This window comes from Arthrobacter sp. Bz4, assembly GCF_003075455.1.
Lineage (GTDB): Bacteria > Actinomycetota > Actinomycetes > Actinomycetales > Micrococcaceae > Arthrobacter_D.
This window is the reverse complement of sequence record NZ_QDAE01000008.1, coordinates 37,140-51,406: the sequence shown is the minus strand read 5'-3', so window position 1 is coordinate 51,406 and position 14,267 is coordinate 37,140. Positions and strand designations below refer to the sequence as shown.

Here is a 14,267-nt window from a genome sequence, read left to right as displayed (position 1 = left end):
GTGGGCGAAGACCCCTGTTTCCCTTATCCTGTAGTGCATTCACCGGTTACACCCACGGTCTCGGGCGTTCCGGCCCCAGAGGCCGGGCTGCCCTGTTTCAAGGGACTCCTATGGACGCCGTACGCATTATCGAGGATGAGGTTCGTGAGCTCATCCGCCGTCGTGGGCTAGACCCGGCCCGGCAGAGTGATGAGGTGTTGCGGCTGGTGCAGGCCGCCGTTGACGATTACGACGAGCGCACCATGCTCGGTACACTCCCGCAACTCGGGCAGCGCGACGTGGCGCAGAAGTTCGTGTTCGACGCAGTCGCCGGTTTTGGCGCCTTGCAGCCGTTCTTCGATGATCCGACAGTCGAAGAGGTCTGGATCAACTCACCGACCGAGATTTTCGTTGCACGGTCCGGTGAATCAGAGTTGACCTCGCTGGTTTTGAGCGAGCAGCAAATCCACGACCTGGTCGAACGTATGCTCAAATCATCGGGCAGACGGCTCGACCTATCCTCTCCGTTTGTGGATGCGGCACTGCCTGATGGATCACGCCTCCATGTGGTCATCCCGGATGTGACGCGCCGTCATTGGTCAGTCAATATTCGAAAGTTCATTGCCAAAGCGACCCGGCTGGAACACCTCGTCGGGTTGGGGACCCTGTCGCCGCAAGCTGCCCGATTCCTGGACGCAGCGGTAGTGAGCGGGCTGAACATCCTGGTGTCGGGTGCCACCCAGGCCGGTAAAACAACCCTGCTGAACTGTCTTGGTTCAAGTATCGGTTCCCGGGAGCGGGTGGTGACGGTCGAGGAGATCTTCGAACTCAAGCTTCCGCTGCGAGACGTGGTGGGGATGCAATGCCGACCACCCAATTTGGAGGGACAGGGGGAGATTCCGCTCCGGAGACTGGTCAAGGAAGCACTTCGGATGCGCCCCGACCGGCTGATCGTGGGTGAGGTTCGGGAGGCGGAAAGCCTTGACATGCTGGTCGCCCTTAATTCCGGGCTGCCGGGGATGTGTAGCGTGCATGCCAACAGCGCCCATGATGCAGTGACTAAGATCTGCACTCTTCCCTTGCTGGCTGGGGACAACATCTCTAGTGCTTTTGTGGTGCCCACGGTGGCGTCATGCATCGATCTCGTGGTTCACTGCGAACGCTTTCGAGACGGACGCAGGAGGGTCACTGAAATTCTGTCCCTCGGCAGGCGGGTGGAAAACGGCATCATCGAATCATCGGCCGTGTTTCAAAGAGTCGACGGTGACCTCGTTGTCACAGCGTCCGCCATGCCCTCCGAAGAAAAATTCGCCAGTGCAGGTTTCCAGATTGCCCGCCTCCTGGGACCAGCGACATGATTACGGTCATCGGGGCAGGACTCGGAACGGGTCTGTTCATGATCTGGTGGTCCTTCTGGGCTGAACCCCGCAAAAGTCAGCAGACTACTCGCCGAAACCGCCGAGTTGACGACCTGCTGCTGCGCGCGGGTATCGAAGCTGTCTCAGCGGGAGGCCTGATTGCCACGTCACTGGGCATCGGAGGGGTGGTCTTCCTGGCGGTGCTCGTCCTCACCGGGTCTCCTCCGATCGCGGCCTGCTTCGGTCTGTTCGGTTCGCTGCTACCCGTGGGCGTCGTCAGGTGGCGCGCGCGTCGTCGGGCGGCTTCACTCAGAGAACTCTGGCCCGACGTCGTCGATCACCTGCGATCAGCCATCCGCGCAGGGCTGTCCCTGCCCGAAGCCATCAGCCAACTGGGCGAGAAGGGTCCTACAGAGCTGCGTCATGCCTTCACCGCGTTCAGCGACGACTACCGCGCGGGCGCCCGGTTCGATGATGCCCTGGAGCGATTGAAAGCCAGACTCGCTGATCCAGTCGCAGATCGCATTATCGAGGCGCTGAGAATGACTCGGGATGTAGGTGGCTCCGACCTTGGACGGCTGTTGGGTACGCTCGCGGAATTTCTGCGGGATAGCGCCCGGACGCGAAGCGAACTGGAAGCCCGCCAGTCCTGGACCATCAATGCTGCGCGGCTGGCTGTTGCTGCCCCCTGGCTCGTGCTGATGCTGCTCGCTACCCGCCCGGAAGCGGTAAGAGCCTATAACACCGCCACGGGTGCCGGAGTGCTAATTGGCGGTCTGGTGGTTTCGGTGGTCTGCTACCGGATTATGCTCCGGATCGGCGCCTTGCCCCAGGACGAACGGGTACTGCGATGATGGACCACCAGGCACTGGCCATCCTGATGGGCGGCTCCCTCGGGGCTGGTCTTTGGCTCATTCTGGTGCGGGTCCCCTTCTTTAGACCAGCACGATTCGTTGACCGTGTAGCACCGCAGCTGAAATCAGTGGACGTTCGTTCCCGGCTACTGGATGGACCGCCGTCATCAGTGAGCCCATTTGGGCCAATCGAGCGCATCGCACGGCCGGTACTGGACGACGTCGTCCGCTGGCTGGGCCGGTTCAACCCGGCGTCCGCAGCCCTCGCGAGACGCCTATCGCAGGCGGGTCAGGAACAACAGGTGGCCGACTTTCGGGCCGAGCAAATACTGTGGGCAGCTTTCGGCCTTGGCACATCCACTTTCCTGATGGTATCCCTGGCAATGTCGGGCAGCATCGGCCCGCTTCCCGCTGTAGCCATCGTGATCGGGTGCACGGTGGGAGGCTACGTGTTGCGGGACTACTTCCTGTCGGTCCAGATTCGGAGAAGGGAAGCTAGGATGCTGGCCGAGTTCCCGAGCCTGGCCGAGCTAATGGCCCTCGCGGTCAGCGCAGGCGAAAGCGCGACGGGTGCCCTCGAGCGGATCTGTCGAACATCTAACGGGGAGCTTTCCCGGGAGTTCGAGCGGGTGCTCGCGGAAACCCGAGCAGGGTCGCCGCTAATGACTGCTCTGCAGGATTTTTCGAACCGGACCAGGCTGACACCACTGGTGCGTTTTGTGGATGGCATCACTGTCGCTGTGCAGCGTGGAACTCCGCTCGCCGATGTTCTCCGGGCGCAGGCGCAGGACGTCCGTGATGTATCCAAACGCGAGTTGATGGAAGCAGCCGGGAAGAAGGAGATCGCCATGATGATCCCCCTGGTTTTTGGGGTGCTTCCCCTGACGGTCCTTTTTGCCGTGTACCCAGGCATCGCACTCATCAGCCTTGGCCTGTAATCCACCCACCAGTGTCGACGGAAGAGGAAAAAGTGAAACTGAACCGAATCATTTACCGGATCCTGCAAGCTCTTCACCTGTACCTGGCGCTCGCGCTCACCCGGCTGGTGAGAACGGTGAACAACGCAGCGGATGACCCGCCCGAGCGAGGAGATGTTCCCGGCTGGGTGATGATCACCCTAATGTCCGCGGTACTGGTAGCAGCGCTGCTCGCTCTGGCCGGTCCCGCATTGGAGAACCTCTTCAACGACGCGATCAGTCGCGTCAGCCCCTGATCGGCCAGCGGTGAGGAGAGAACCGGACGGCAATACCAGCCACGAGCGTGGGGCAGCGGTGGTGGACTTCGCACTGATCGGGGGACTCCTGACCGTCATTTTCGTTGCGGTCATCCAGCTCACCCTGGTGCTTCACGTCCGGAACACCCTGATTGATGCGGCGTCGTCAGGGGCACGCTACGGAACGCTGGCTGATCGGACCGCAGCCGACGCGCAACAGCGAACTGGAGTCATCATCTCCACCGCACTCAGCGATGGATACGCCGAGGAAATCTCCGTCGACGAAATCAACCAGAACGGATTGTCGCTGCTGGCGGTGACCGTCCGGGCGCCACTGCCAGTGATCGGCCTGATCGGTCCCGCGGGAGTGTTGGAGGTGACTGGTCATGCGGTGCTTCCACGCGAGCCCACCGACAGCTGAACAGGAGAGGGGGAGCGCCGTCGTCGAATTTGTCTTCCTCGGACTCGTTTTGCTGGTGCCGGTGATCTACTTTGTCCTGACCATTGGTCGGTTGCAGGCGGGTTCCTTCGCCGTGGTCGGGGCCGCTGATCAGGCAGCCAAAATTTACGTCACCGAGGAATCGCTGCCTGAGGCGACCTCTCAGGCGCATCAGGCAGCGATCCTCGTCCTGAACGATTTCGGGTTCGACGCGTCGGAAGCGGAGATCGAGGTGAACTGCAACGGCGAATGCCTCACCCCCGGTTCAGGAGTGACGGTCGGTGTCCGACTCGGCATCAACTTGCCGTTCATGCCGCCCGGACACAGCGTCGACGATTCGGTAGTGGTCGTCGACTCGTCGGCGACACAACTGGTGGAACGGTTCAGATGACTCGCCCCAAGTTCCCTTCGATCCGGGAGATTCATACGTCCGGACCCGAGGAGGGACAGGTCATAGTCATGGTGATCGGATACCTGTTTTTATCCCTGTTAGTTCTGACCGTGGTGCTCGCCGCATCGGCTGTTTACCTCGACCGGCAAAAGCTATTGTCAGTTGCCGACGGCGCGGCCCTGACCGCCGCCGACACCTTCAGACTGGCCGAGCCACCTCCGGGTGCGGAGGCCCCCCTGCCAGCACTGGATGCCACGCTGGTCCGGACAACGGTGCAGGAGTACCTTTACCTGACCGGTGCCAGCGCACGCTTCGACGGGCTGACGATGGATCCGGGGACCGGAGCACCTGACAACAGGACAGCCCAGGTGGTGTTGACTGCGGTTGTCCATCCACCCGTCGTGAACTTTCTCGTACCGGGGGGGATCCCCATCGCCGTGACCGCCGAGGCCCGCTCCGTGTTGACCCGCTGAGACTTCGGAACGATCAAATTGGCGGGAATTTGACCCATCCCAAACCCCTGATCGGCGGTAAAATGATCTAGTTGGATGAGGTGGTTCACATGATGGCTCGCTCGCTCAGACGGATGGCAATGGCGATTGGAACGTCGCTGGCGCTTCTCTTCGGCTTCGTGACAGTTGCACCCCCTGCGCAGGCCGCCCCCCTTTACGGTCACGATATCTCCTGGCCCCAATGCCCACCAGCGGCCGGCGGTTTCGGCCTGCCTATGCCGCCGACTTCAACCCAGTTCGTCGTTATCGGACTCACCAAGGGTCTGCCCTTCACCGAAAACCCATGCCTGGCAAGTCAGGTCACCTGGACCAAAACCAATAACAAGTCGACCCACGGCTACGCAATGGCAGGGTTTCCCACTGCTGCCCAGTTGAATACCTATGGTGCACGAGGGCCGTGGGCGAGCAGTACCCGTGCGGGTCGGCTATCGAACGTGGGGTACTCGGAAGCGCGGTTCGCCGTCGCCAGCATGAACCGGATAGGGTTCCGGCCACCGGTGGTGTGGATCGACGTCGAACCCCGGCCAGCCCAGCCGTGGCCCACCAGCACCACGGCGCAGCAACGCGACAACCGGCTCATCATCGAGGGACTGATGCGCGGGCTCCGCGATGCGGGCTTCTCCTACGGCCTCTACTCCTATGCCTCGGGGTGGGCGGAGATCACCGGATCCTGGCGACTTCCCGGGGTGCCGGTGTGGGCGACGGCCGGGAGGCTGGACTATCCCACCGAGGCCCTGGACCGCTGCCGGCAGCCGAGTTTCTCCGGCGGGCGCGTCTATCTCTCCCAGTGGTACGACGACACCCGGGACTACAACCTGACCTGCGAGCCCTACGCCTTCACACCCCTGGCCATTCCAGCATCGACGCTGTCCCGTTCCACCGCCGACTTCAACGGTGACTGGAACAACGACATCCTGGCTCGCGTCACAGCGACCGGTGATCTCCGGATGTACCGCGGAAAGGGAGATGGCACTGCGTGGAGTGGTGTCCGGATCGGGTCGGGCTGGAACGGATTTGACGTTCTCGAGACACCGGGTGACTTCAATGGCGACGGTCCCGCTGATTTGCTGGCCCGCGAGGCGGCTACCGGATATCTGTGGCTGTACCGGGGCAACGGCAAAGGAGGGTGGCTGCCGAGGGTCCGGGTTGGTAGTGGCTGGAACATTTTCAACAGCATCCTTGGGCCAGGGGATTTCAACGGAGACCAGTTTGTGGATGTTCTCGCCCGGGAACGGACCACCGGGTACCTCTGGCTGTATCGGGGAAATGGGTCCGGGGGGTGGCTGCCGCGGGTCCGGGTTGGTAGTGGCTGGAATGCCTTCAACACCATTGTGGGTCCCGGTGATTTCAATGGCGATGGCCGGGTTGATCTGCTGGCCCGCGACAAAGCGAACGGCTATTTGTGGCTGTATCCGGGCAACGGCACAGGGGGCTGGCTGCCTCGCTCGAGGGTGGGGCACGGCTGGAACTCGATGACAGCGGTGATGAGCCCCGGCGACTTTAACGGGGATCGCACCGCCGATGTCCTTGCTCGTGACAGCCGGGGGATTCTGTGGCTGTATCCGGGCAACGGCTCAGGGGGCTGGCTGCCCCGAGTGCAGGTGGGCACTGGGTGGAATGGACTGAACCTGATCTTCTGATGCCACGCCAGCCCTCACGCTCCCCACCTCCCGCAGTCGCTTCACAGCGGCGACGGCGGCCGCCCTGCCCGCGCGGGTAGCGCCAAGTGTTGAGGCCGAGGCACCGTACCCCACCAACAGCACGCGTGGATCCTTGAGCACATGCACCCCTTTCATCCGGATTCCGCCCCCGGCCTCCCGTAATTTCAGCGGAGCGAGGTGGTCCAGTGCCGGACGGAACCCGGTGGCCCACAGGATGACATCCGCGCGGACTTCTGTCCCGTCTGCCAACAGGACGCCCTCTGGGGTGACAGCCCGCATCGGACCCACCGAGACGAGGTTCCCTGCAGCTATCCCGTCTTGATATTGGCGGGTCAGTGGCAGACCAGTGGTCGACACCACGCTCGCAGGAGGGAGTCCGGCCGCCGTCCGTTCGTTGACCCGGGCTTCGACTTCCCTGCCCCATTCGGCATTGAACTCCCGCCCGGTGAAGGACGGCGGACGGCGAGTGACCCAGGACGTTGTGGCGCCGGCGCCGGCAAGTTGGAGAAGGAACTGGACCGCTGACGTCCCCGCCCCCACCACCACCACGTGCAGGCCACGGAAGTGCTGCGCAGATTGGAAATCGTGGGTATGAAGCTGGCTCCCCAGGAACAGCTCCCGGCCGGGGTAAAACGGCCAATAGGGCCGGTCCCAGGTCCCGGTGCCATTGATGATTAGCTCGGCATCCCAGCTGCCTGACTGGGTAACTACTCGCAATGGACCGGCTGGGGAGGGGGACACCACCTCGGTGACCGCCTCGGGGCGGTGTACCGGGAGGTCGAATTGCCTTTCATAGTCGCCGTAGTAGCGACTGACCACCGACGACGCGGGCTCGGTCGGGTCGGGGATGCCAACCTCAAGGCCCGGCAGGTCGTGAATATTGTGGGCAGTGCCGAAGGTGAGTGACGGCCAGCGGTGACGCCAGGCGCCACCGGGGCCGTCATTGGCGTCCAGGACCACGAAGTCCTCATCGGGTTCAAGCCCTTGCCGCCGCAGATAGTATGCCGCGGACAGGCCAGCTTGCCCGGCTCCGATCACGACCGTCCTCAGCATTCTGCCCTCTCACTCGTGCGCGTAGTCTTCCACCGCTAAAACTGACCTCAGGCCTCGCTTATTCCACCCCCATCCACACCAAATGGCTCAAGGGGCGTCAGGTGCCGTGGCCGCGATTGACCCTTGACACCATTTTCAGATTTGAGGAACCTTCTGACTAAGCTCTCATCTTCGAATCCGATGATGATTGGCAGAGCTGACGCCCAGAAGGGGGCAGGCAGTGCAGCCAGCAGACATCAACTCCACCGGTCCCGCGGTAAGAACCTTCGGTGTGGAAGAGGAACTGCTGCTCCTGGATGAACACACCGGCCGGCCGGCGCCGCTCGCGCCGCTGGTGTTGTCCGGCGTTGTACCCGCCGCCGACGACGTCAGCGAACTGACGCTGGAACTGCAGCAACAACAACTGGAGGTCATCAGCAAGCCTTATTCCGCTCTGGGGGACCTGGCGGCAGCAATTCAGGCGGGCCGACGCCAGGCCGACCGCGCGGCCCAACAGGTCGGCGCGCGGGTCGCGGCGCTGGCCACCAGCATCCACCCGACGGCCCTCCGGCTGGCACCAGACAACCGGTACGCCCGGATGAGGGACCTCTATGGGCTTGCGCTCGCCGAACACCTGACCTGCGGATTTCATATCCACGTCTCGATTGAATCCCCCGACGAGGGGGTTGCCGTTCTGGACCGGATCCGGCTGTGGCTGCCCGTCCTGCTGGCACTCAGCACCAACTCTCCTTATTGGAACGGAGCGGACAGCGGCTACGCCAGCTACCGGTACCCCCTGAATTTGCGCTGGCCCACCTCGGGGACCTATGAAGCGTTTGGATCCGTGTCCTCGTACGAGAAGATGATCCGCGCCCGGCTGAAAGACGGGGTCATCCTCGACGAAGGAATGGTCTACCTGGATGCGAGGCTCGCCCAGCGGCACCCAACGGTCGAGATCAGGGTCTGCGATGTCTGCCTTTTCAGTGCCGACGCCGTTCTGGTTGCCGCCCTGGCGAGGGCCCTCGTGGAGGAAAGTGCCAGAGCCTGGCGGACCGGTGAACCAGCACCCGGCGCCACGTCCGCCGATCTCCGGGCGGCGAGTTGGACGGCGAGCAGGTACGGGTTGGGTGGACCTCTGGTGAACCCAGTCCTGGGCGGGCTGTGCGAGGCGGCCGACGCCGTGCACCTCCTCATTGAGCGGGTGCTTCCGGTACTGCGCGACTACGACGACGAAGCGACCGTGCTTCGGCTTCTGCACCAGATCGAGCGCCGGGGCACCGGCGCCGACTATCAGCGTGCCATGATGCGCGAAGGTGCCGATGCCCTCATCACCGATGCAGTGGAGCGGACCCAGCAGGGCCCGCTTGACTAGCAGCGGCGCCATCAGCCAGCGGCCGCCGTCAGCGCCATGACGTAGGCTGGTTCAATCATGGCAAACATCGATTTTCCCGCAGAAATCCGCGCGCTCCGCACCAAATACGCCAACATCGAGCAGGTTGCTGATGTTGAAGCGATCCGCACCGACATCGCGGAGCTGAGCGAACAGGCCGGTGAACCCAACCTGTGGGATGATCCTGCCGCCGCACAGAAGATCACGTCGAAACTTTCCCACCGCCAGTCGGCGCTTGAACGCCTCGAGACCCTCTACTCGCGGATCGAAGACCTCGAAGTGCTGGTGGAACTGGCCCAGGACGAGGATGATGAGGCGTCCAGAGAAGAATCAGTGAAGGAACTTTCGTCCCTGAGCGCCTCCCTGGACCGGCTCGAAGTAGTGACCCTGCTGGCAGGCGAGTACGACGAGCGGGAGGCGGTAGTGAGCATCCGTTCCGGCGCGGGCGGAGTGGACGCCGCCGACTTCGCGGAAATGTTGCTCCGCATGTACCTGCGGTGGGCCGAACGCCACGGGTACCCCACCCAGGTCCTTGACACTTCCTATGCCGAAGAGGCCGGACTGAAGTCCGCCACGTTCGAGGTAAAGGCGCCGTACGCCTTCGGCACCCTGTCGGTGGAAGCCGGAACGCACCGCCTGGTCCGGATCAGCCCCTTTGACAACCAGGGTCGCCGCCAGACCTCTTTCGCGGCCGTCGAGGTGATTCCGCTGATTGAGCAAACCGACTCGGTGGAGATCCCCGACAACGAGATCAAAGTCGATGTTTTCCGGTCATCCGGGCCCGGCGGCCAATCGGTGAACACCACCGACTCGGCGGTGCGGCTGACCCATATCCCCACCGGGATTGTCGTGTCCATGCAGAACGAAAAATCCCAGCTCCAGAACCGGGCGGCTGCGCTCAGGGTCCTCCAATCCCGACTCCTGCTTCAGATGCAGGAACAGGAGAACGCCGAGAAGAAGGCAATGGCCGGCGATGTGAAGGCATCCTGGGGCGACCAGATGCGCTCCTATGTGCTCAACCCGTACCAGATGGTCAAGGATCTACGCACCGACCACGAGGTCGGTAACACCTCGGCAGTGTTCGACGGCGAGATCGACGACTTTATCGACGCTGGCATCAGGTGGCGGGCCAACAACAGGGCTGCACCGGCCGAGTAGGCGGATTTGGGCGGCCTGCCGGCCCACCAAACGCTCTGCGACACACCGCGACGGTGAGCCAGCAAGGCGCAGCGGCGTGGCTATAGTCTAGTGGCCGGTACTTTCTTCCCCCCAGCAAATGCCCGTGCACTGGCAGTTTCATATGGGCGCAAAGTAGTCATGATTAGATTCGACACTGTCACCAAGGTCTACGACAACAACTCTCGACCCGCCCTCGACGCCGTAAGCCTCGAAGTCGATCGTGGAGAATTTGTCTTCCTGGTCGGGGCCTCGGGCTCCGGTAAATCAACGTTCATCCGGCTGGTCCTCAAAGAGGACCGGGTGTCCCGGGGTGCCGTCTACGTCGCAGGGCAAAACGTTGCCAACATCCCAAGCTGGCGGGTGCCCAAGCTGCGCCGCGGCATCGGTGTGGTGTTTCAGGACTTCCGGCTGCTACCCAACAAGACCGTCTTCGCAAATGTCGCCTTTGCCATGCAGGTGATTGGCAAGAGCCGTGCAGTGATCCGGGAGACAGTGCCCGACGTACTGCAGACAGTGGGCCTGGAGGGTAAAAACAACAGGATGCCCCATGAACTCTCAGGTGGCGAGCAGCAGCGCGTGGCCATTGCCCGCGCCATCGTGAACCGGCCCGGAATCCTGCTGGCCGACGAGCCCACCGGCAACCTGGACCCCACCACGTCGATGGGAATTATGAAAGTACTGGACCGCATCAACTCGAACGGCACCACAGTGGTGATGGCAACCCACGATGACGACATCGTGAACACCATGCGCAAAAGAGTGGTCGAGCTTCGCAACGGTTCAGTGGTGCGTGACGACGCACAGGGCATCTACATTGGCGAGACCGAGGTGTCGGCGCAATGAGGTTCGCGTTTGTCCTCGGTGAGTTAGGGTCTGGTCTCCGCCGGAACCTTGCCATGGTGATCTCCATCGTTCTGGTCACCTTCATTTCCCTCACCTTCGTTGGGGCTGCGGGACTCCTTCAGCTACAGATCAACCAGATGAAGGGGTATTGGTACGACCGCGTTCAGGTGGCCGTATTCCTCTGCGTGGATAACTCCACCTCACCGAGCTGCGCGGCGGGACCCGTGTCCGACGAGCAACGGGATGATATCCAGGCCATCCTCGAATCCGATTCCTTCAGTGAGTATGTTTCGACGGTCGAATACGAGTCCCAGGAAGAAGCCCTGGGCCATTTCCAGGACCAGTTCGCGAATTCTCCAATTGTCGATTCGGTGACAGCCGACCAGCTCCCCGAATCATTCAGGGTGAATCTGGTTGACCCGGAAAAGTACGAGGTCATCAACGAAGCCTTCTCTTCGACCCCAGGTGTTGACGTCGTGAGCGACCAGCGGGAGTTACTGGAACGCCTCTTCACCTATATGAATGTCGCGTCGGCGATCGCCCTGACCATAGCGGGGGTGATGTTGCTCTGCGCCGTGTTGCTGGTGGCAACCACGATCAGGCTTTCTGCGTTTAGCCGCCGGCGGGAAACCGGAATCATGCGGTTGGTCGGCGCCAGCAAAGCGGTCATCCAACTCCCGTTCGTCCTGGAGGGAGTCATCGCGGCGGTGGTCGGCGGCCTGTTGGCAACCGGCACGCTGTGGGCGGTAGCCCACTTCGCCCTCAACGGCGTACTCGCCGAGATGTACCCGGAAACGGCCTTCATCTCCTCGACTGAGGTACTGCTCCTTGCGCCCCTGCTCATCTTGCTGGGTGGAGTGCTGGCTGGGGTGTCATCACTCCTGACCCTCCGACGTTACTTGAGGGTTTAGAGTAATGACCAGGAACGAAAGAGAGCATATGCCTGCTGTAAATCCTTGGTCGACCAAGTCGGCCAAACAATCAGTCGTGACCAAGACCGTCGCTGGCACGTCGATTGCGGTGATTGTCGCGCTCGCCCTCGGGTTCAGCGCGCCGGTATTCGCCGATGAATTGGATAACCGCCAGAACGCCCTCGAGCAGGAAATCGAGGACGTCCAGCAATCAATCGAATACCTCGACGCCGATATTTCCGAAACGATTGCGCAGCTCCGTGTCTTCCAGGGCCAGCTGCCCGGCGCCCAGCAGGCCCTCGCCGACGCACAGGGCCGGGTCGAAACCGCCACCGGCCAGGTCACTGCACTCACTCAACGGGTCGATTTGGCCCAGGAGACCAGAAACAAGATCAGCGAACAGATGGATCTCGACCAGGAAGCGATGGGAGAGACCCGGGAGATGATCGGGCAGATTGCCACCCAGGCCTACAAAAATGGGGGAGTACCCTCAAACCTGTCCCTGCTCTTCGGCTCTGAGGGCACTGAAAGTCTCACCAATTCCATCGACATGGTGGACCAGGCACTACGGAGCCAGAACGCTGCCATGGACCAGTTGTCGCAGCAGAACGCGACCAATGTGAATTCGGAGGCACGTCTTGAGGCGGTCGAGGCGGAAATCCTCGACCTGAAAGCCCAGGCGGAACAGGCTCTCGCGGCCGAGCAGATAGCCCGTGATGATGCAGCGGCCGAGAAAAGCAAGGTTGACACCCTGGTCGCCGACACCTCGGCGTTGTCCGATGAGCTTAAAGAACAGAAGCCGGTCATTGAGGCTCAGCTCGCCGAGGTGGAATCCGCCCACGAGCAGGTCACCGCCGATATCGCCGCACGCCAGGCACGTCTGATTGAAGAGGCGCGGAAGCGGGAGGAAGCGCGGCTCAAGGCTGAGGCTGAAGAGCGGGCCCGCATCGAAAATGAACGCCGCGCAGCGGAGGCAGCAGCAGCTGCCGAAGCAGCCAACGCCGCTGCGGCTGCAGCGGCCGCAGCCGCGCAACGACCGGCGCCCAAGCCAGTCGCGCCTGAACCAATCGTCCCGGCCACGGTCAGGCCAATCGCGCCGATTCAATCCGGCAGTCCTTCAGCGTTCGGTCTCCGGGCACCTGTCAGCGGTCCCATCTCCTCAGGATTCGGCTGGCGTGCAACTCCGGTCGGCACCATCGACTTCAACGGGTCGGGCGGGTACACCCATACGGGCCTCGACTACGGTGTGGGCTGCGGTACCCCGCTCTACGCTCCCGCAGCAGGCGAAGTCTGGTTTGCTGATTCCAACGCGCTCTCCGGCGCCGGAAACCGTATTGTCCTGAACCATGGTGTGGTCCAGGGCAACGCGCTGGCGACCAACTACTACCACCTCTCCAGCTTCGACGTCTCACCGGGGCAAAAGGTCAGCGCCGGTCAGCTGATCGGCCGCACTGGAACCACCGGCAACTCTTCCGGCTGTCACCTGCATTTTGAAACGGTGCTCAACGGCAGCCTGGTCGACCCGCTGGGCCTGCTGTAGTCACCGACGCCGTAGACTGAGGGGACAGCAAATCGGCCCCTAGGCGTGAGCCAGGAGCAAGACCCCCAGACATGAAGGAGTTGTACCGTGCCCAAGGAAAGTGGCCGACAGGTAGTGGCCACCAATCGGAAGGCCCGGCACGATTACGAGGTGCTGGATACCTACGAGGCCGGCATCGCCCTGATGGGCACCGAGGTGAAGTCGCTCCGGGCCGGGCGGGCGTCCCTGGTGGACGGGTTCGCCATTTTTTACAATGACGAACTATGGCTCGAGGGCATCCACATTCCCGAGTACACGCAGGGCAGTTGGACCAATCACGCAGCCCGCCGTCGTCGCAAGCTATTGCTGCACCGGGACGAGCTGACCCGGATCTCCCAGCGCATCAGGGAAAGCGGATTCACCCTGGTGCCGCTTCAGTTGTACTTCCTGAATGGACGCGCGAAGGTCGAAATTGCTGTCGCACGCGGCAAACGGGATTACGACAAGCGTCAGACCCTGCGGGAAAAACAAGACAACCGTGAAGCTCTGCGGGACATGCGCGACAAGAACCGGGGCAGCTAAGGTATGAGCGACGTTTTCTGGGATGCGCAGGAACCCAGGGAGGATCCCGACGTATCAGAACTGCGCTACCGTCGACCCTGGTGGGTCACGCTGGTCGCCCTGATCGATCTGCTGCTTTTGCTGGCAATCGTTCCGGTGGGCATTTTCGCATTGATCCCGTTCTTCTTCCTGATCTACCTGTACCTGGCCCAACTGATCATCTGGGTGGCGCCGTTGCTGGTACTCATGAACATCCTGGTGTTCTGGTGGAGTTTCAAGCGCAAGCAGGCAGCGACAACCGCCCTCGCCGCGCTGGGCCTCGCCTTCGTGGCCGTGTCGTTTGTGGTAGTCACCCTGTGGCAGTCGCCCATTGTCATGTTCGGGATTACCCTCTAGTCCAGACGTGGGGCCGACCCGGGAATACA

The 14,267-nt window shown here is 62.3% G+C and carries 16 protein-coding genes; 15 read left to right on the top strand and 1 reads right to left on the bottom strand.

Annotated elements, in window-relative coordinates; translation table 11 throughout:
• The first annotated feature begins 110 nt into the window (after positions 1-110).
• From DDA93_RS08455 to DDA93_RS08420, 8 genes are all read left to right on the top strand, one after another.
• The gene (locus DDA93_RS08455; RefSeq protein ID WP_024476776.1) at positions 111-1,337 is read left to right on the top strand and encodes an ATPase, T2SS/T4P/T4SS family; all 1,227 of its coding nucleotides are present in this window, start codon (positions 111-113) and stop codon (positions 1,335-1,337) included.
• Complete coding sequence (locus DDA93_RS08450; RefSeq protein WP_024476775.1) at positions 1,334-2,191, top strand: type II secretion system F family protein; 858 nt, start codon at positions 1,334-1,336, stop codon at positions 2,189-2,191. The genes DDA93_RS08455 and DDA93_RS08450 overlap by 4 nt, the downstream gene beginning before the upstream one ends.
• The gene (locus DDA93_RS08445; protein WP_024476774.1) at positions 2,188-3,129 is read left to right on the top strand and encodes a type II secretion system F family protein; all 942 of its coding nucleotides are present in this window, start codon (positions 2,188-2,190) and stop codon (positions 3,127-3,129) included. Before DDA93_RS08450 ends, DDA93_RS08445 begins: the two co-directional genes overlap by 4 nt.
• An 83-nt stretch (positions 3,130-3,212) precedes the next feature.
• Positions 3,213-3,404, top strand: a complete 192-nt coding sequence (locus tag DDA93_RS08440; protein WP_237715293.1) for a hypothetical protein — start codon at positions 3,213-3,215, stop codon at positions 3,402-3,404.
• A 10-nt stretch (positions 3,405-3,414) separates the two neighbouring features.
• Positions 3,415-3,825, top strand: coding sequence for a TadE/TadG family type IV pilus assembly protein (locus DDA93_RS08435; RefSeq protein ID WP_051317681.1), 411 nt, complete (start codon positions 3,415-3,417; stop codon positions 3,823-3,825).
• Complete coding sequence (locus DDA93_RS08430; RefSeq protein ID WP_024476772.1) at positions 3,791-4,234, top strand: hypothetical protein; 444 nt, start codon at positions 3,791-3,793, stop codon at positions 4,232-4,234. Before DDA93_RS08435 ends, DDA93_RS08430 begins: the two co-directional genes overlap by 35 nt.
• A complete protein-coding gene (locus DDA93_RS08425) occupies positions 4,231-4,707 on the top strand; it encodes a pilus assembly protein TadG-related protein (protein ID WP_024476771.1) in 477 nt (158 codons plus the stop codon). The genes DDA93_RS08430 and DDA93_RS08425 overlap by 4 nt, the downstream gene beginning before the upstream one ends.
• An 80-nt stretch (positions 4,708-4,787) precedes the next feature.
• Positions 4,788-6,386: an FG-GAP-like repeat-containing protein gene (locus tag DDA93_RS08420; RefSeq protein WP_243400563.1), complete on the top strand. Its 1,599-nt coding sequence runs from the start codon at positions 4,788-4,790 to the stop codon at positions 6,384-6,386.
• Here the strand turns inward: DDA93_RS08420 and DDA93_RS08415 are convergent.
• Positions 6,321-7,460: an NAD(P)-binding domain-containing protein gene (locus DDA93_RS08415; protein ID WP_116778496.1), complete on the bottom strand. Its 1,140-nt coding sequence runs from the start codon at positions 7,458-7,460 to the stop codon at positions 6,321-6,323. The genes DDA93_RS08420 and DDA93_RS08415 overlap by 66 nt on opposite strands.
• A 220-nt stretch (positions 7,461-7,680) precedes the next feature.
• Here DDA93_RS08415 and DDA93_RS08410 point away from each other — a divergent pair, with 220 nt between their 5' ends.
• From DDA93_RS08410 to DDA93_RS08380, 7 genes are all read left to right on the top strand, one after another.
• The gene (locus DDA93_RS08410) at positions 7,681-8,811 is read left to right on the top strand and encodes a glutamate--cysteine ligase (protein ID WP_165802599.1); all 1,131 of its coding nucleotides are present in this window, start codon (positions 7,681-7,683) and stop codon (positions 8,809-8,811) included.
• A gap of 57 nt (positions 8,812-8,868) precedes the next feature.
• Complete coding sequence (prfB, locus tag DDA93_RS08405; RefSeq protein ID WP_019483080.1) at positions 8,869-9,987, top strand: peptide chain release factor 2; 1,119 nt, start codon at positions 8,869-8,871, stop codon at positions 9,985-9,987.
• Between the two features lie 159 nt (positions 9,988-10,146).
• Entirely contained in the window at positions 10,147-10,851 is a 705-nt protein-coding gene (ftsE, locus tag DDA93_RS08400; protein WP_019483081.1) for a cell division ATP-binding protein FtsE, read from the top strand.
• Positions 10,848-11,762 (top strand): permease-like cell division protein FtsX, encoded by a 915-nt coding sequence (gene ftsX / locus DDA93_RS08395; RefSeq protein ID WP_024476767.1) that lies wholly within the window; start codon positions 10,848-10,850, stop codon positions 11,760-11,762. The genes ftsE and ftsX overlap by 4 nt, the downstream gene beginning before the upstream one ends.
• Positions 11,763-11,838: 76 nt before the next feature.
• The gene (locus DDA93_RS08390; RefSeq protein ID WP_337459701.1) at positions 11,839-13,302 is read left to right on the top strand and encodes a peptidoglycan DD-metalloendopeptidase family protein; all 1,464 of its coding nucleotides are present in this window, start codon (positions 11,839-11,841) and stop codon (positions 13,300-13,302) included.
• 87 nt (positions 13,303-13,389) lie between these two features.
• The gene (gene smpB, locus DDA93_RS08385; RefSeq protein WP_024476764.1) at positions 13,390-13,863 is read left to right on the top strand and encodes an SsrA-binding protein SmpB; all 474 of its coding nucleotides are present in this window, start codon (positions 13,390-13,392) and stop codon (positions 13,861-13,863) included.
• Between the two features lie 3 nt (positions 13,864-13,866).
• Entirely contained in the window at positions 13,867-14,238 is a 372-nt protein-coding gene (locus DDA93_RS08380) for a hypothetical protein (protein ID WP_019483085.1), read from the top strand.
• Positions 14,239-14,267: the final 29 nt, after the last annotated feature.